The following is a 16,267-nucleotide window of genomic DNA, read 5'->3' as shown; positions in this document are numbered from 1 at the left end:
CGCGGCCAAAGAAGCATTTAAGGGGCATGCGCCGCGACATGCCCCCTCTGCCCTTTTCCCCTGCGACAAGCCTGTCCTCAGCTCTTGCCCATGCAGTCCTCGATGTAGAACCAGCGGTCGTCGCCCGCCAATCCCTTGGCTTTGACCTCCTGGCGGCAGGCCTTCAGCTTGCCCCTGTTGGCGCTCCATTTGGCCTTCATGTCCTTCAGCTTCGCGGCCGTGAGCTTCACCCTGGACGGCTTCACCTCGCTCGAAGCGGCAGGCGCGGGCGTGGTGGTTTGGGCCGAAGCCGCAGTCAGTACACCCATGATCAACAGCGCGGCGGTGGCACCAGTTCCGATACGAAACATCGAGAAAATTCCCTTGTTCTATTCGTTGAATTGAATGGACGAAAAAAGGCGCCGCGAGCGAAAGCATTCCCCGCGGCGCCGGCTCCGATCAGAAGATCTTGACCGCGCTCTCAAGCGTCTTCCAGACGCCCCAGGCCAAGGGAATGCCGACAAAGGCCCAGAACAGCACGGCCTTGGCATCCAACCCGCCGAACCCGATGCCGTAGGAACCATGCGGGCCGGCCGCATCCGCGCTCGCGCTCGCCGCCTGCAGTTTTGCCACTTCCGCCTCGCTCATGTGCCACTTCGCATCGACCGGCTTGACCAGATAATTGCAGATCAGGCCCGCGATCAGCATGGCGCAGAGGATGTACATCGTGGTGTTGTAGAGCTGGTCGCGCGGAACGCCTGCAGCTAACTGGAACTCGCGGATGTAGTTCACCACGACCGGGCCGATGATGCCGGCGGTCGACCACGCCGTCAGCAGCCGGCCGTGAATGGCGCCGACGAACTGCGTTCCGAACATGTCGGCGAGATAGGCCGGCACGGTCGCAAAGCCCCCGCCATACATCGACAGGATAATGCCGAAGCCGAGCACGAACAGCAGTTTCGAGCCCATCGCCGCAAAGGTCGGCGCCAGCGCATAGAGCGCGATGCCGAGCAGGAAGAACGTATAGTAGGTGTTCTTGCGCCCGATCTTGTCCGACAGCGACGCCCAGAAGAAACGGCCGCCGATGTTGAACAGCGACAACAGCCCGGCGAAGCCCGCCGCGATGCCCGCGATCTGCGCCTTCTGCGACGCATCAAGCTGGTTGAAGCCGACATCGGGCAATCCGATCAATTTGCCGGCGAAGATCTCCTGCAGCATCGGCGAGGCCATGCCGATCACGCCGATGCCTGCGGATACGTTGAGGCAGAGCACCCACCAGATCAGCCAGAACTGCGGCGTCTTGTGCGCATCGTCGAGATGGACGTTGTTGGTCGAGATCATCTTGTTGGCCTTGGCCGGCGGCGCCCAGCCCTCGGGCTGCCAGCCCGTCGGCGGGATGCGATAGCGGAAGGCGCCGATCATCATGAACACGAAGTAGATCACGCCCATGGCCAGGAAGGTTTCCCAGACGCCGACCGAGGTCGGGGTCTTGAAATAGTTCATCAAGAGGTTGGCGAGCGGCGCGCCAATCATGGCGCCGCCGCCGAAACCCATGATGGCCATGCCGGTCGCCATGCCGCGGCGATCGGGAAACCATTTCACCAGTGTCGACACCGGCGAGATGTAACCGAGCCCGAGACCGACGCCGCCGATCACGCCGGCGCCCAGCCACATCAGCCAGAGCTGATGGACGTAGACGCCGAGCGCGCCGATCAGCAAGCCGCCGGCCCAACACAGCGCCGCGACGAATCCGGCCTTGCGCGGACCGACGCGTTCGAGCCAGCCGCCCCAGATCGCGGCGGACACGCCGAGCAGCACGAAGAACAGCGTGTACATCCACCCGAGACTCGCCACCTTCCAGTCGCAGGTGGTGGTGAACAATTCCTGCCACAGCGAGATATCGGGGCAGGCCTTCGGCGCGTTCAATCCGATCGCGCGCGACAGCGGCAGCCAGAACACCGAGAAGCCGTAGGCCATGCCGATGCACAGATGGATGCAGAGTGCGGCCGGCGGCACCAGCCAACGGTTGAAGCCGGCGGTCGCAATCGTGTGCTCCTTGTCGAGGAAACCAAGCCCCGCGCCGGCCACAGCGCCGGTGCTGCTAATCGTCGTCATCCGATCCTCCCTGCGGCCGCTCTTCAATCGAGAGCGTGCTCGCTTGTGTGATCCCATCCTTAAAGTTCAGCGTCGCGAAGCAGCCATGCTCCACGACATTCCCTCGATGCGCCGGGAATCGCTAAGCGCGCTCGAGAATTCCCAACCCGCAACGCCACACGATACGCCCGGTGCAGCGTCAGCCCTGATGTTAAAGAAATGCCTGCCCGTATCGCTCGTGCCCGAGCGACGCTCCGCGGCTGCGTCGCCTGCGGAGCGATTCAATTGGGACAGAAGGTCTGAAATGTGTCGATAGGAAAAAGGTAGGTGTCAACCAGAGCGATTATTGCAACGCACGGCTATTGTTGCGATGCGGACGAAGCATCATTGATTTTCTCTATCGTCCCATTCGTCTTCTCGATCAAAAACACGATGCGGCTCTCGTTCCGCTCGGTGATTTCGACCTTGTCGCCGGTCTCGCGGATCAGATTCGGAATGTCAATCACCGACAATGGATCGGTGCAGACCACTTCAAGAAAATCACCGGGCGTAACCGTCTTCAATGCCTTGCGCGTCTTCAACGCGGGCAGCGGACATTTGAGGCCGGTGAGATCAAGTTTTGTCGTGCTCATGTTTGTGACCATGGCGAAGCATTCGCATACCGTCAATCGCTACGCGACGGCTTCAGATCAGGCTTGCATAGGACAGGAATCCAACGGTCTGGCCGGGTTCGACGCGTGTGATGTGTTCGCCAAGCTCGACCAGGCCATCGGTGTCGACCAGCGACGACAACAGCCCTGCGCCCTCGCGCGGGAACTTGATGGCTTCGAGCGTACCGTCCGGCGCTGTGTGCAGATTGACGCGAACATATTCGCGGCGCCCGATCTTCTTCTTGTAGGTGAAGCCGGCGCGGACCGGCATCGGCACCAGCGGCTCCGGCGCGCCGCCTGACAGCGCCAAGATGGTTGGCCGCACCACGTGAACGAAGGTGACGAAGCTCGCCACGGGATTGCCGGGCAGGCCAATGAACGGCGTGCCGCCGATGATGCCCATCGCGACGGGGCGCCCCGGCTTGATCGCCATTCGCCACAGCACCAGGCGGCCGACGCTCTCGACGCCGGCCTTGACATGATCCTCCTCGCCGGTCGAGACGCCGCCGGTGGTGAGGATCAGATCGTGGTGGCCTGCGACATCCTTCAGCGCGCGCGCGAGGCTCGCAGGCTCGTCGCGCAGAATGCCGAGGTCGCTGACCTCGCAGCCAAGTCGCCGCAGCATCGCCATCAGCATGAAGCGGTTGGAATCGAAGAGCTGCGGCGGCGCACGGCGCTCTCCCGGAGAAACCAGCTCGTCGCCGGTCGAGAACACCGCGACGCGGATCCGCCTGATCACGTCGAGCCTGACAAGGCCGAATGCCGCGGCCAGCGCGACATCCTGTGGCCGCAGGCGTCTTCCAATCTGCAACGCGGCGTGGCCGAGCGGGATGTCTTCGCCCGCGGGCCGCACATTGGCGCCCGGCTGCAGGCCTGCGGGCAAAACGACCTTGTCGTCTTCAATGCGGACATCCTCCTGCATGAACACAGTGTCGGCGCCATCTGGCATCGGCGCGCCTGTGAAGATGCGCACCGCATGACCGGGCTCGATCGGCGCATTCGCCGCGGCGCCCGCCTGCACCCGTCCACTGATCGGAAACGCCTGCTCCGAATCTTTGGGAAGATCGCGGCTCGCCACCGCATAGCCATCGACAGCGGAGTTGGTGAAGGGCGGCAGCGGCAGCGGCGCAAGGATCTCATTGGCGAGGATGCGCCCGTCGGCCTCCGCAAGCGCGACGGTCTCGATATCAGCTATCGCCGTCACCCGCGTTGCGATCAGGCGCACGGCTTCGTCGACCGACATCATCGGCCCGCTGGAGGCAAAGCAATCGTCGGATAGTTGCGCCATTCAGGTCTCGCTCTTTGCCAGGATCTCGTCGACCGTAACAGCGGCACGCTGCATCATGGCGGCAACGGCGGTGACATCATCGAGATGGGCCGTCGGCAGCCGGGTTTCAATCGCCGCATCGGTCGCGATCCCGACAATGCCGGGATCATCCGGGAACAGCAGCGGCTTGTTGTTGGCGGCCCGATGCACCTCGATCTTGCGCAGCGGCTCGCGCTTGAAGCCTTCGACGACAACGAGATCGACCTGCGACATCTTGGCGAGCAGCTCGGCCAACCGCGGCTCGCGGGCGCCGCGCAGCTCATGCATCAGGGCCCAGCGCCGGCTGGAGGAGACCAGCACCTCGGTCGCGCCCGCCTGGCGGTGCACCCAGGAATCCTTGCCGGGCACGTCGACGTCGAACTCGTGATGAGCATGCTTGATCACGGACACGCGCAGCCCCTGTCCCAGCAGATACGGAATCACGCGCGACAGCAAGGTGGTCTTGCCGGCGCCGCTCCAGCCCGCGAGTCCGATCACTTTTTTCATGCCAATCTGTTCTCCGGAACCGCCACCACCGTCATTGCGAGGAGCGAAGCGACGAAGCAATCCATAGTTTCCGCGGGGACAGATGGATTGCTTCGCTTACGCTCGCAATGACGGGCGGGGCCCATATTTCCCTAAGCTTCCGACATGCTTATATCGGATGGCAGGTAAAGTCATGCTAACCTGACCGCCATGATGAAGATCAACAAAGCGCGCGTTCCCCTGATCGTCCCCAATCCGGACGACCCGCGCCTGACCGAGCGCGTAACCGGGACCGACCAGACCGGCGCCAGCGTCGAGATCAAGGTGCCGATGGAGCGGCCGCTGACGCTGTACCTGAACGCGCAGGAGATCGTCACCATGATGACGATCGGTGACTACCCGGAATATCTTGCGCTCGGCTATCTCCTCAACCAGAACATGCTCAAATACGACGACGTCGTCACCGAGGTCGAATATGACGACGATCTGCAGGTGGTGGTCGTGCGCACCGAGCACCACACCAATTTCGAGCAGAAGCTGAAGAAGCGCACCCAGACCTCGGGCTGCGCCCAGGGCACAGCCTTCGGCGATCTCCTGGAGGCGGTCGAAAGCGTGGCGCTGCCGAAGGCGGAATTGCGCACCTCCTGGCTCTACCAGATGACGCATGTGATCAACACCATGCCCTCGCTCTATCTCGAAGCCGGCGCGATCCATGGCTGCGTGCTGTGCAAGGAGGGAACGCCGATCTGCTACACCGAGGACGTCGGCCGCCACAACGCCGTCGACAAGATCGCCGGCTGGATCTACCGCCATGGCGTCGACCCCGGCGACAAGATCCTCTACACCACGGGGCGGCTGACCTCGGAGATGGTGATCAAGACGGTGCGGATGGGCATTCCGATCCTGGTGTCGCGCTCCGGCTTCACCGCCTGGGGCGTCGAACTCGCGCGGCAGGTCGGCCTGACGCTGGTCGGGCGCACGCGCGGAAAACGCTTCATCGCGCTGTCAGGCCAGGAGCGCATCGTGTTCGACCAGAACCTCGACTATATCGAGGAAGAATCCGCGCGCCACAAGCGCAAGGGCGAAGCGCGTGACGACTAGCATGATGAATTCAGGTCGAGCTGCATCCACGAACGAGCCGCGCCCCCTCTCCCGCTTGCGGGAGAGGGTTGGGGTGAGGGTGTCTCCGCGGGCGAGACTCTTCGTGTGGAGAGAGCCCTCACCCGCCGCGCTCTTCGAGCACAGCGACCTCTCCCGCAAGCGGGAGAGGTAAAGCAGATGGCGGCCTCACGCGACAGAATTCCCGGCGTTCTGTTGGCCGGCGGCCTCGCGCGGCGCATGGGCGGCGGCGACAAGCCGATGCGCACGATCGGCGGCCGCACGATTCTGGAGCGCGTGATCGCGCGTCTCGCGCCGCAATGCGACGGCCTCATCCTCAACGCCAATGGCGATCCCGCGCGCTTTGCCGCGTTTGGATTGCCCGTCATCGCCGATAGCGTCGCCGATTTCCCAGGGCCCCTCGCCGGCATTTTGGCGGCGCTGGACTGGATGGCGGCGAACCGGCCGGAGGTGTCGCTGGTCCTGAGCGCGGCCGGCGACTGCCCGTTCCTGCCGCGCGATCTGGTCTCACGCCTCCACGACGCGCTGGCGAGGCAGAACGCGCAATTGGCCGTGGCGGCCTCCGGCGATCAGTCGCATCCGGTGATCGGACTATGGAGCGTGTCGCTCCGCGACGAACTCCGCCACGCCCTCGTCGTCGAAGACGTCAGGAAGATCGACCGCTGGACCGCCCGCTACAGGCTCGCCACTGTGACCTGGCCGACCGAGCCGCTCGACCCCTTCTTCAACGCGAACACGGTCGAGGATATAGCCGAGGCCGAACGTCTCGCGGCGCTCGACGCAGCACCAGACTGACACCGCTGTCATTCCGGGGCGTCCGAAGGACGAGCCCGGAATCCATCGGGCCGCAGACGCGAGCGGAGGAATGGATTCTCTGATGTGCAATTGCACATCATAGCTCGATGCTAACGCATCGCCCCGGAATGACGGAGCCATTTCCGCGCGACCGCCCTCCACTCACTCATTCCCGTCTGATTTGCCGCTCCAGCCGCAGCGTGCGTTCGCGCAAGGAATCGTAGATCGGTGGATTGTGCAGCAGCGGGGGCAGCAGCATCGCGACGAAGCAGGCGCCGAGCATGGGCAGCAGCATCGTCACGTTGCCCGTCATCTCGGCGACGAGAACGATGCCGGTCACCGGCGCCCGTACCACGCCCGCGAAGAAGGCGGCCATGCCAACCAACGCAAATGCATGCGGCTCGATCGCGAGGTCCGGGAATACAAAGCGGCAGGCTGCTCCGAACAACAGCCCGGACTGGGCTCCCAGCACCAGCAAGGGCGCGAAGAGCCCGCCGGGAGTGGCGGCAGCGTATGATAAAGCCCCCAGAGCGAACCGGATCAGGAATGCGGAGGCGACGATCGCAGCGCTATCCTGGCCGGTCAGCGCGCGCTGCGTGATCTGATCGCCGCCCCCGACCAGCTCGGGCGCGAACCAGGCCAATATGCCGACGCTAGCGCCGATCAATCCGGCGCGGAGCTCGATCGGCAGCCGCGCGAACCGGTCGCTAGCAGCGATGAATGCGAGCAGCGTGCGGTTATAGGCGACGGCAAGCAGGCCCGCGACGGCCCCGAGCGCAAGGAACAGCGGCGCAGATACCGCGCTCGGAGTGTTCAGTGGGGTGACCTGGAAGTCGGGCGCGTCGCCGATAAACAGCCTTGCGACCGGGATCGCCGTGGCCAGCGTGGCGAGGGCCGCGACAGCGACGCGGCGCTCGAATTTGTGCAGCAGCTCTTCGAGTATGAAGGCGAGCCCGGCAATCGGCGCGTTGAATGCCGTCGCCAGCCCGGCGCCGGCGCCGGCCGCCAGCAGCAGGCGGGCGTCCGCCCAGCAGAGCCGGCCGACGCGCGCGGTGAAGGCCGCGATGCCGGCGCCCATCTGGACGGTCGGCCCTTCGCGGCCCAGCGCCAGCCCGGAACCGATCGCCAGGATTCCGCCGATGAATTTCACTGGCACCAGGATAAACGGAGCCGGCGGCACCTGCCCGTGCAGAACAGCTTCGACATGCGGAATGCCGCTGCCCGACGCGTGCGGCGAGAACCGCCGCACCATCCACGCCGCAAGCAGCGTCGCGCCAGCGCATGCGCCCACGACAATCAGGAATCCCAAGATGCCGTGACCATGCGCCCAGGCGATGGTCGCATCGCGCAAGCGATCGGCCTGCCCGAGCAAGAGGCGGAAGTTCGCCCCGACGCATCCGGTGACGGCCCCAACGACGAGGGCCGCCGCCACGAGGCCCAACAGGCTGCGACCTTCGTCTGCGACTACGCGCTCATCGTCAGGCTTGTGGTCCACGGCTGCCCTGAACTTTCCATGTGTTTCGCGCGGAACAAGTTTGGCCGAAATCGCCGGCGAATTGAAACCGGCAAGAGCGATTTCTTGCAAGGAAATTTGTTCAACGATTTCAAGCTGATTTGCCCCGTCCAGTCCTCGCGCAAAAAACATTCCGCTTTCGCCGTCGGGCAAATCAGTGATTTAACCCCGCGCGTCTCACGGCGGATGAGGGGCGGCTCGCGATCGTCACGAACGTTGCGGTGAGATGCGGTGGACGTGACGGGTGTGACTGACGAGCACGCACATCACGGACGGCGAAGTCGTGTGGTCCTGGCGCCCCGACGCTGGCGCTAAGTTTTTCGCGCGAACTTTTTCGCGCTTGAGATGACGGTGGCAAGAAAGCCCGGTCACCGGGGAGAGCACGAAGTAAGCCGTAAACCATCGCGCAGGGAAAGCCGGAATGCTTCGGTTGAACCTGTGGTCCTACCCCCGTGCTTTTTGTTGCACGGGACCCATGGGTGCAACCAGCACCCGGCTTTCCCTGCGCCCTCTGTCTTTCGAGGAGGGTAACGGCCACGCAAACCTCGGGCAGTGCATGCCGCGAGAACGCGAACTCACATCCTCTCCGCTGTTCGACAATTGAATCAGACTTCACCTCGTCATTGCGAGCGCAGCGAAGCAATCCATCGCGCCGCGTGTGGAGGCATGGATTGCTTCGCTGCGCTCGCAATGACGAGGATAGAGCGGCGCACTTGCACCTATCCGCTCACCCTGAGGAGACCGCGCAGCGGTCGTCTCGAAGGGCGAGGCCACTGGCGGGGCCCTCATAGTTCTCCGAGCAATGCGCAGCATCGTCTCGAGACGCGCGGAGCCTGTCATCGGGCCGCGCCTTGCGCGGACCCGTTGGCGCTCCTCACCATGAGGGGCGACATTGACGTTCGCCCCGGATGGCGCCGGTGGCGGGAGCTACGCCGGGCGGAATCCCGCCTGCTCCAGCGCCGCGCGGCTTTCGTCCGAGGCCAGCGCTTCCAGAAAAGCCTGCACCGCCGGGCGATGCTTGCGCGCCGTCACCAGTGCGAAGTCGTAATGCTCCTCCGCCAGCGGAATGAAGCCGAGCCCCGACGCATGTGCGACCGGCGCAATCGTCATGCCCCAGTCGGCGCGATGCTGGGCGACGGCGGCGGCAACCGCATTGTGCGAGCGCGGTTGATTCCAGTAGCCGTCGGGACGCGCGCCATTGAGCAGGCGGTCGATCAGGATGCGCGTGCCGGCGCCCTGGTTGCGGTTGACCATGATGCAGACGGAATCGGCGAGCACGGCGCGCACCGCATCCTGTGCCGACAGGCCTTCGAAACGCCGGTCACCCCTGCGGAACACGATGCCCTGCATCCGCCGCCAGCCCGGCACGAGCTCGAGCCCATCGGTGAGATAGGGCACATTGTAGGTCTCGCTGTTCTCGTCGAACAGATGGATCGGCGCAAGATCGCATTCGCCGCGCTTGGCCGCCGCGAGCCCGCCAAGGCTGCCCACCGCGATCGAGCGCACCGAGAGCCCGGCACGCGCGAGCGGCGCGGTGACGAGATCGAGCCCGGTGCAATGGCTGCCGACGATGACGAGATCGGGCACGCGCACGTGTGGCGTGAACAGCGGCACCTCGGCTTCCGTGCCGGCCGGCATCTGATCGGCCAGCGCGTCGATCTTCAGGAAGCCGTCAGCCTGCGCGAACGAGGTGATCGCGCCCGAGCCCTTCCCGGAGGGATAGGCGATCAATCCGTCCGCGCCTTCGACCAGCGACACCATGACGAACTCGGTGCGGCCGAGTTCGGAGGCGATCCGCACCGGCACTTTTGCCGTCACCTTCGCATCCGAGCGCGGCGGCAGGCCCGCCATCCGCCGCAGCACCGGCACGATCATGTCGTGGAAGGTGAACATCGCCGAGGTCGGAAATCCCGGCAGGATCACCACCGGCTTGCCGTCGCACACCGCAAGGCACAGCGGCTTACCCGGCTTCAGCGCCACGCCATGCGCGATGATGCCTGGCTTGCCGAGCCGCGCGATGATGCGATGGGAGACATCGCCCGCGCCTTTCGATGTGCCGCCGGAGAGCACCAGCATGTCGCTGCCAGCGAGCGCCTTGCGCATGGCGGCTTCGAGCTGCGCTTCGTCGTCGGCAATGGCGCCGACGAAGACGGCATCGCCGCCATTCTCGGAGATCGCTGCGGTGACGATGGCACCGTTGGTGTCGTAGATCGCAGCCGGACGCAGCGGCTGACCCGGCTGCACCAATTCGTCACCGGTGGAAAGAATGGCGACGCGCGGCCGTCGTGCGACGCCGACCTCCGCGATGCCGCAGGCAGCGAGCATGCCGATCTCACGCGAGCCGATGATGGTGCCGGCGCGCAGCAAGGTTTCGCCGCGCGCGATGTCGGAGCCGGCGTAGGACACGAATTGTCCGGGAGAAGCCGCGCGGCGGATCTCAATCGCGCGTTGGCCTGCGGGCTGCGTATGCTCCACCATCACGATCGCGTCCGCCCCGCGCGGCACCGGACCGCCAGTCGCGACCGAGGTCGCCGTATCAGACAGCACCGGCCGCGCCGGCGCGGTGCCGCAGGCGATGATCTCGTCGTTCAGCACCAGCCGCACCGGCGTAGCCTCGCTCGCCTGCGCAAGATCGGCGGAGCGCACCGCAAAGCCGTCGACATTGGAGCGGTCAAACGGCGGCACGTCGATCGGCGCGACGACATCGTTAGCCAGCGCGCAGCCGAGCGCCTGCGCGAGCGGTCGTGTTTCGCTGGCGACTGCCCTCGGAAACAACGCAGCCTCGAACCGCGCAACCGCCTCCTCGCGCGACAGGATGGTCAGGAACTGGTCCTGATCGAAATTGCCGCGGTCCTTCGCAGATGTATTGGTCATGTCGGAACTCATTCCCGCAACATATAAGCATCGATCGGCATGCCCGCAGCAAATCCTTCGGAACCGCCGGGCACCACCAGAAAGGCCTCCGCGCGCGCGATCGCATCAAACGAGAGCTCGCCCACCGCAAGCGGCCTCCATGCATCGCGCTGCCGCTCCAGCAGCACGAATTCGGCAATGCCGACGAGCGATGCGATCTTGCGCGACAGCGGCAGCGACAGTGCCTTCCTCGGCTGCCGTCCGGTCAGCCGATCGAGCACCGGCAGCGCCAGCGCCCACCACACCGAAAATGCCTGGTCCGGTGCGCCGGGCAACGCGACGACCGGCGTTGTTCCAATACGGCCGACGGCGGCGGTACGGCCAGGCTGCAGGGCGATGCCATGAGCGATGACTTCGCCGCGCACGGCGAGCGCAGTCACCACCGCATCGGTGCGGCCGACGCCGCTGCCGCCGATGATCACCAGGAGATCGCAGGTAGCATCTTCAAACGCGGCAACGATCGACCCGACATCACGGGCCCCGGCCTCGTGGCTGATAACCTCAGCGCCGGCGGAACGTGCGCTGTCCGCGACCAGGTTCGCGGTTGCCGTCGCGCCGGGAATATTGACGATGTGCAATCGCGGCCGTCGCACCTTGAGGCGCTCGATCCCTGCGACGCGCGCGACGAGGAGATCGCGCGGCAGCACGCGCCGTCCCGCCTCGGCAATGAGACTCCCTTCGGCGATGTCCTGGCCCTTGCGTCTGACGCCCTGCCCCGGGATCGCTTCCGCAAGCACCTGCGCAATCGGCCCGGCCGCCTCGACCAGGTCGGCATCGAGCACGCAATCGCAAGCCGAAGGCATGGCGTCACCGGCTTCGACCCAGGCGGGCGGCGCAGCCAATGGCAACGGCGAGTACGAGGAAGCGCCGACCAGATCATTGGCGCGCAGCGCCCAACCATCGGTGGCGGCAACATCATGCGGCGGATGCGCCGGCAGCGGGGGCATCTCGGCCGCGATGCAGCAGAGCGCGTCCGGAAGCGGCAACTCGACCGGCTGCACCGGCTCAAGCCCGCGCAGCAGGGAGCTGAGCGCGGTTTCCAGTGGCGTGAGCGAAGCCGGCAGGCGCTGGGTCGGAACCATGGCCGGCCTGTCTACTGTATCGGCTGCGAAATAAACAGGTGCTGCCGGATGTTCCTGCTCCGAAAGGACGCGTTGACGCCGACCCCAAACCGGTTGCAAAGAAACCAATTCAGCCGGGTTCACGTCCCGGAACAAGCAATAACGGCCAATGCGCCGGTCCAGGGAGGGAGACAAGAATGTTCGGCATAACGTTCGGTAAACTATTTTCCATGCTCGGCGCGCTAGCCGGCGCCATGCTGGCTTCCACGGCGGCGCTGGCGCAAGTCTCCGACGACGTCGTCAAGATCGGCGTGCTCACCGACATGAACGGGCCGGCGTCGACGCCGACGGGACAGGGCTCGGTCACCGCGGCGCAGATGGCGATCGACGATTTCGGCGGCAAGGTGCTGGGCAAGCCAATCTCGGTGATCGTCGGCGACCATCAGCTCAAGGCCGATATCGGCTCCAGTATCGCGCGGCGCTGGTACGACGTCGATCAGGTGGATTTGATCGTCGACGTGCCGGTCTCCGCAGTCGGGCTCGCCGTGCAGAACGTCGCCAACGAGCGGAAGCGGCTGTTCATCACGCATTCGACCGGAGCGACCGATTTCCACGGCAAGTTCTGCTCGCCCTATGCCATGCAGTGGGTGTTCGACACAAGGGCGCTCGCAGTCGGCACCGCGCAGGAGGTGGTGAAGCGCGGCGGCGATAGCTGGTTCTTCATCACCGACGACTATGCGTTCGGGCACTCGCTCGAAAAGGATGCCGCGAGCGTCGTCACCAAGAATGGCGGCAAGGTGCTGGGCTCGGTGCGCCCGCCGTTTGCGACGCCGGATTTGTCGTCCTTCGTGCTGCAGGCGCAGGCCTCGAAGGCCAAGATCATCGGTATTGCCGGCGGCCCGCCGAACAACATGAACGAGATCAAGACCGCCGGCGAGTTCGGCGTGTTCAAGGGCGGCCAGCAGATGGCGGCGCTGCTCGCGCTGATCACCGACATCCATTCGCTGGGACTGCCGACCGCGCAAGGCCTGTTGCTGACGACGTCGTTCTACTGGGACTTGGATGACCAGACCCGCGAATGGTCGAAGCGCTATTTCGCCAAGATGAACCGGATGCCGACGATGTGGCAGGCCGGCGTCTATTCCTCCGTGATCCATTACCTGAACGCGATCAAGGAGACCGGCACCGACGATCCGCTGAAGGTCGCGGCCAAGATGCGCGAAAAGCCGATCGAGGACTTCTTCGCCCGCAACGGCAAGCTGCGCGAGGACAATCTGATGGTTCACGACCTCTGGCTCGTACAGGTGAAGTCGCCGGAGGAATCGAAATATCCGTGGGACTACTACAAGATTCTCACCAAGATTTCCGGCGAAGACGCGTTCGGCCCGCCGGACCCGGCGTGTGCGCTGGTGAAGAAATGAGGTGGGCGAATGGGGAGTAGCGAATGGCGAATGGGGGAAGGCGGCGCGTGGTTATCCATTCGCTACTCGCTATTCGCTATTCGCCTCTCACTTCGCCACTCCGATCTCGCGAAAATACTTCAGCACACCCGGGTGAATCAGCTCGACATTCGGCGCCGCCGCCACCGTGCTCGCCGCCGTCGTCTCGCAGGCCTGCGCCAGCTTCCTGCAGAACTCGCCTTCGATTCCATGCAGCGTCTTCGCCAGCCGATAGGCGACCTCGTCGGGCAGGCTTTCGCGCACTAGGATGAAGCTCCACGAGCTGACGGAGGCGATCGCTTCCGTCTGCTTCGGATAGCTGTTCGCCGGGATTGTCAGCGGCTTCAGGAAGGTGTGCTTGGCGCGGATGCGCGCGATCTCTTCCGCACTCGGCGCGATGAAGCGCGCGCCGGTGGGACTTTCCGCCATCGCAGCAAAGCCCGGCCAGCCGACACCGGCACCCCAGAGCGCCGCGGCGCGGCCGTCCTGCACCATGGCTGGCCCATCGCCGGCGCGATCGAGATAGATCGACTTGAAGTCCTCGTCCTGCTTCAATCCGATCCCGTCGAGGATGTAGCGCGACAAGATCGGCAGGCCCGAGCCCTTCGCCCCGAACGCAACCGGCTGGCCGACGAGGTCGCGGATCGTCCGGTACGGGCTGTCGGCCCGCACCACGAACATGCCAGGGCTCGAATACATCGCGGTCAGGATCTTGAGCTGGGTCGCGGGCCGGCCGATGCCCATGAAGGCTTCATAGGCGGGCTCGCTGGCCACCGTCGCGATATCGAGCTTATCAGCTTCGAGCAGCGGAATGTTCTCGTTCGAGCCCTTGGTATTGCGCGGCTCGATCGAGAGGCTCGGATCCGCCGCGTTCATGACTTCGGCAAAGGCATTGCCATAGAGCGGGAAACCGCCGCCCGGCGTCGCCGTCCCCAGGGTGATCGTGGTCTTGGAAATGGTCTTGCCTCCCTCTTGTGCGGCCGCGTTGCCGGTGAGCAGGACAACGGCGCAAACCATCAAAGCGAACTTCATTTGGCGACCTCCCAACATCTCCGGCGCGAGATTGATCGATCTTTATGCTGCAGAGGTTGTAGGCAAGGCCGGAATTTTATGAAAGCATGGCGGCAACGGTAACAAGAAAATGACGAGGAAACATAATGCTTCGCTTTTTGCGTGCGACGTCGCTTGGTTTGATTTGTCTCTTGAGCCTTGTCGCCCCCTCCTCCGCCGCCGATTATCCAAACCGCCCGGTGCGCTGGCTGATCGGATTTGCCGCCGGCGGGCCGGTTGACATCGTCGCCCGCATCATGAGCCAGTGGCTGTCGGACCATTTCGGTCAGCAATTCGTGGTCGAGAACCGCACCGGCTCCGGCGGCAACATCGCGGCCGCCGCCGCGATCACTTCGCCCGCCGACGGCTACACGCTGCTGTTCGTTGCGCCCAATAACGCGATCAGCACCTCGCTCTACAAGAAGCTGCCCTATGATTTCCTGCGCGACACCACCCCGGTCGCCAGCATTATGCAACTCACCAACATGCTGGTGATCTCCAACGCGATGCCGGTGAAAACCGTCCAGGAGTTCATCGATTACTGCAAGGCCAATCCGGGCAAGGTCTCCTATGCGTCGTCGGGCAACGGCACCTCGGTGCACATGTCGGCGGAACTGTTCAAGGCGATGACCAAATGCGAGATGCAGCACGTGCCCTATCGTGGCTCGGCGATCGCCTTTCCGGATATCATCTCCAACAAGGTGCAGTTGATCTTCGACAACCTGCCATCGGCGCTGGAGCAGGCGCGCGGCGGCAATGTCCGCGCGCTCGGCGTCACCTCGCCAAAGCGCTGGCCGAGCGTGCCTGACGTCCCCGCCATCGCCGAGACCGTGCCGGGCTTCGAATCGGTCGGGTTCTACGGCATCTCGGCGCCGAAAGGCACGCCGCCGGAGGTCATCGAGATCCTTAACAAGGCGGTCGGCGAAGCGCTGAAGGATCCCAAGCTCGTCGCCCGCCTGGCCGAGGTCGGCGGCATCCCCAAGCCGATGACCCCGGCCGAATTCGGCAAGCTCGTCGCCGACGAAACCGAGAAATGGCGGAAAGTCGTGGAATTCGCCGGGGTTTCCGTGGACTAGAGCCGGCGGGATTGCCCGATCGCCCCTCACCCTGTAAACGGACCCGGCACCGTTGCCGGCCCACGCGTTGTGGCGGCTCGCGGCGGGGCCTGTAGCTCAATGGTTAGAGCCGGCCGCTCATAACGGTCTGGTTGCAGGTTCGAGTCCTGCCGGGCCCACCAGGGATTACAGGCGCTTACGACGTGCCTGCCGCCTAACGATTCGGTTACCGCCACAGAAACGATTGCCGTTTCGTTCGCGTAATAGTCTCAAGAAAGCAAGTTTGATCCAGGCCAGAGCCGCCTTCGCCGGCAAGACGCATGCCAGGCGCTCGTCTCCGTTCTGCTGAGAGCCAGTCGGCAAATAGGGTGGAGGAACCGAACGCTCGGTCCGTAACGAAGACACACGGCGCTTACTGTCCAGACGGGCCGGCACCCGAACTCTCGCGCATCGCTGGAGTAGTCCGCCGAATAGACAGCCCTCGCCCGCGCCGCTCGGATCGCGCAACCTTGTCGTCTTCTGCGATCACTGGCGCAGCGGTCAGTAGTGCGGCTAGAGCGATGAAGAAACTGCGGTGCTGCATGGGGCCGGATATGACAGTATCTGACTCAGGAAGCGCGACGATCGCCCTGTTATCAGCAACGGACCTTCAAACTAGCAAAGCCTATGTCGATCTTGGTCCGATTTCGTTGAAAAAGGCAGCAGTAGTCGGATGTATTGGCGCCAGTGCCGATCGGGCCGAACGGCTGTACTAGCCTCTTATGCGGGCTTGAGGGTTTGCATCGGGATCAGCTTGGCCATCTTGCG

General features: G+C 64.4%; 14 protein-coding genes and 1 tRNA gene. 6 read left to right on the top strand and 9 right to left on the bottom strand.

The features are described 5' to 3' along the window. Nucleotides 1-77 precede the first annotated feature (77 nt). The 5 genes from ACZYOF_RS00075 to mobB form a co-directional block, all read right to left on the bottom strand. Nucleotides 78-350 (bottom strand): hypothetical protein, encoded by a 273-nt coding sequence (locus tag ACZYOF_RS00075; protein ID WP_463714368.1) that lies wholly within the window; start codon nucleotides 348-350, stop codon nucleotides 78-80. A gap of 88 nt (nucleotides 351-438) precedes the next feature. Next, complete coding sequence (locus tag ACZYOF_RS00070) at nucleotides 439-2,094, bottom strand: OFA family MFS transporter (RefSeq protein ID WP_463714367.1); 1,656 nt, start codon at nucleotides 2,092-2,094, stop codon at nucleotides 439-441. Nucleotides 2,095-2,432: 338 nt separating this feature from the next. Continuing rightward, nucleotides 2,433-2,705, bottom strand: a complete 273-nt coding sequence (locus tag ACZYOF_RS00065; RefSeq protein ID WP_463714366.1) for a sulfurtransferase TusA family protein — start codon at nucleotides 2,703-2,705, stop codon at nucleotides 2,433-2,435. Between the two features lie 52 nt (nucleotides 2,706-2,757). Beyond that, nucleotides 2,758-4,011, bottom strand: a complete 1,254-nt coding sequence (locus tag ACZYOF_RS00060) for a molybdopterin molybdotransferase MoeA (protein ID WP_463714365.1) — start codon at nucleotides 4,009-4,011, stop codon at nucleotides 2,758-2,760. Beyond that, nucleotides 4,012-4,536 carry a molybdopterin-guanine dinucleotide biosynthesis protein B gene (mobB, locus tag ACZYOF_RS00055; protein WP_463714364.1) on the bottom strand — a complete coding sequence of 175 codons (525 nt, stop codon included), beginning with the start codon at nucleotides 4,534-4,536 and terminating at the stop codon, nucleotides 4,012-4,014. Nucleotides 4,537-4,725: 189 nt separating this feature from the next. On the opposite strand from mobB, the gene ACZYOF_RS00050 reads away from it, so the two are divergent. Both ACZYOF_RS00050 and mobA read left to right on the top strand, forming a co-directional pair. Further along, a complete protein-coding gene (locus ACZYOF_RS00050; protein ID WP_463714363.1) occupies nucleotides 4,726-5,616 on the top strand; it encodes a formate dehydrogenase accessory sulfurtransferase FdhD in 891 nt (296 codons plus the stop codon). 177 nt (nucleotides 5,617-5,793) lie between these two features. Next, complete coding sequence (gene mobA, locus ACZYOF_RS00045; protein WP_463714362.1) at nucleotides 5,794-6,429, top strand: molybdenum cofactor guanylyltransferase MobA; 636 nt, start codon at nucleotides 5,794-5,796, stop codon at nucleotides 6,427-6,429. Nucleotides 6,430-6,595: 166 nt separating this feature from the next. On the opposite strand, the gene clcA is transcribed toward mobA, so the two are convergent. After that, nucleotides 6,596-7,861, bottom strand: coding sequence for a H(+)/Cl(-) exchange transporter ClcA (gene clcA / locus ACZYOF_RS00040; protein WP_463714449.1), 1,266 nt, complete (start codon nucleotides 7,859-7,861; stop codon nucleotides 6,596-6,598). Between clcA and ACZYOF_RS00035 the strand changes: the two genes are divergently transcribed. Then, nucleotides 7,751-8,167, top strand: coding sequence for a hypothetical protein (locus tag ACZYOF_RS00035; RefSeq protein ID WP_394565777.1), 417 nt, complete (start codon nucleotides 7,751-7,753; stop codon nucleotides 8,165-8,167). The genes clcA and ACZYOF_RS00035 overlap by 111 nt on opposite strands. Before the next feature lie 702 nt (nucleotides 8,168-8,869). On the opposite strand, the gene ACZYOF_RS00030 is transcribed toward ACZYOF_RS00035, so the two are convergent. Together ACZYOF_RS00030 and ACZYOF_RS00025 are read right to left on the bottom strand one after the other, a co-directional pair. Next, nucleotides 8,870-10,816, bottom strand: coding sequence for a molybdopterin biosynthesis protein (locus ACZYOF_RS00030; protein WP_463714361.1), 1,947 nt, complete (start codon nucleotides 10,814-10,816; stop codon nucleotides 8,870-8,872). A gap of 8 nt (nucleotides 10,817-10,824) precedes the next feature. Continuing rightward, nucleotides 10,825-11,937, bottom strand: a complete 1,113-nt coding sequence (locus ACZYOF_RS00025; protein WP_463714360.1) for a molybdopterin-binding protein — start codon at nucleotides 11,935-11,937, stop codon at nucleotides 10,825-10,827. Nucleotides 11,938-12,113: 176 nt separating this feature from the next. Between ACZYOF_RS00025 and ACZYOF_RS00020 the strand changes: the two genes are divergently transcribed. Continuing rightward, nucleotides 12,114-13,337 (top strand): ABC transporter substrate-binding protein, encoded by a 1,224-nt coding sequence (locus tag ACZYOF_RS00020; RefSeq protein WP_463714359.1) that lies wholly within the window; start codon nucleotides 12,114-12,116, stop codon nucleotides 13,335-13,337. A gap of 87 nt (nucleotides 13,338-13,424) precedes the next feature. Here the strand turns inward: ACZYOF_RS00020 and ACZYOF_RS00015 are convergent, their stop codons facing one another. After that, nucleotides 13,425-14,387, bottom strand: a complete 963-nt coding sequence (locus tag ACZYOF_RS00015) for a TAXI family TRAP transporter solute-binding subunit (RefSeq protein WP_463714358.1) — start codon at nucleotides 14,385-14,387, stop codon at nucleotides 13,425-13,427. 125 nt (nucleotides 14,388-14,512) lie between these two features. Here ACZYOF_RS00015 and ACZYOF_RS00010 point away from each other — a divergent pair, with 125 nt between their 5' ends. Continuing rightward, nucleotides 14,513-15,481, top strand: a complete 969-nt coding sequence (locus ACZYOF_RS00010; protein ID WP_463714357.1) for a Bug family tripartite tricarboxylate transporter substrate binding protein — start codon at nucleotides 14,513-14,515, stop codon at nucleotides 15,479-15,481. Between the two features lie 85 nt (nucleotides 15,482-15,566). Beyond that, a tRNA-Ile gene (locus ACZYOF_RS00005) sits at nucleotides 15,567-15,642 on the top strand. Nucleotides 15,643-16,267 lie beyond the last annotated feature (625 nt).

This window comes from Bradyrhizobium sp. LeoA1Lang, assembly GCF_055413685.1.
The sequence above is the reverse complement of the archived record's forward strand: the minus strand, read 5'-3'. Positions and strand labels throughout refer to the sequence as shown.

Bases quoted from the DNA above. Each gene is read 5' to 3' on its own strand.
- ACZYOF_RS00070 (WP_463714367.1), bottom strand. From the start codon at position 2,094: ATGACGACGATTAGCAGCACCGGCGCTGTGGCCGGCGCGGGGCTTGGT.
- ACZYOF_RS00020 (WP_463714359.1), top strand. From the start codon at position 12,114: ATGTTCGGCATAACGTTCGGTAAACTATTTTCCATGCTCGGCGCGCTA.
- ACZYOF_RS00050 (WP_463714363.1), top strand. From the start codon at position 4,726: ATGATGAAGATCAACAAAGCGCGCGTTCCCCTGATCGTCCCCAATCCG.
- ACZYOF_RS00025 (WP_463714360.1), bottom strand. From the start codon at position 11,937: ATGGTTCCGACCCAGCGCCTGCCGGCTTCGCTCACGCCACTGGAAACC.
- ACZYOF_RS00015 (WP_463714358.1), bottom strand. From the start codon at position 14,387: ATGAAGTTCGCTTTGATGGTTTGCGCCGTTGTCCTGCTCACCGGCAAC.
- ACZYOF_RS00060 (WP_463714365.1), bottom strand. From the start codon at position 4,011: ATGGCGCAACTATCCGACGATTGCTTTGCCTCCAGCGGGCCGATGATG.
- ACZYOF_RS00075 (WP_463714368.1), bottom strand. From the start codon at position 350: ATGTTTCGTATCGGAACTGGTGCCACCGCCGCGCTGTTGATCATGGGT.
- ACZYOF_RS00010 (WP_463714357.1), top strand. From the start codon at position 14,513: ATGCTTCGCTTTTTGCGTGCGACGTCGCTTGGTTTGATTTGTCTCTTG.
- mobA (WP_463714362.1), top strand. From the start codon at position 5,794: ATGGCGGCCTCACGCGACAGAATTCCCGGCGTTCTGTTGGCCGGCGGC.
- ACZYOF_RS00065 (WP_463714366.1), bottom strand. From the start codon at position 2,705: ATGAGCACGACAAAACTTGATCTCACCGGCCTCAAATGTCCGCTGCCC.
- ACZYOF_RS00035 (WP_394565777.1), top strand. From the start codon at position 7,751: ATGCGCCCAGGCGATGGTCGCATCGCGCAAGCGATCGGCCTGCCCGAG.
- mobB (WP_463714364.1), bottom strand. From the start codon at position 4,536: ATGAAAAAAGTGATCGGACTCGCGGGCTGGAGCGGCGCCGGCAAGACC.
- ACZYOF_RS00030 (WP_463714361.1), bottom strand. From the start codon at position 10,816: ATGACCAATACATCTGCGAAGGACCGCGGCAATTTCGATCAGGACCAG.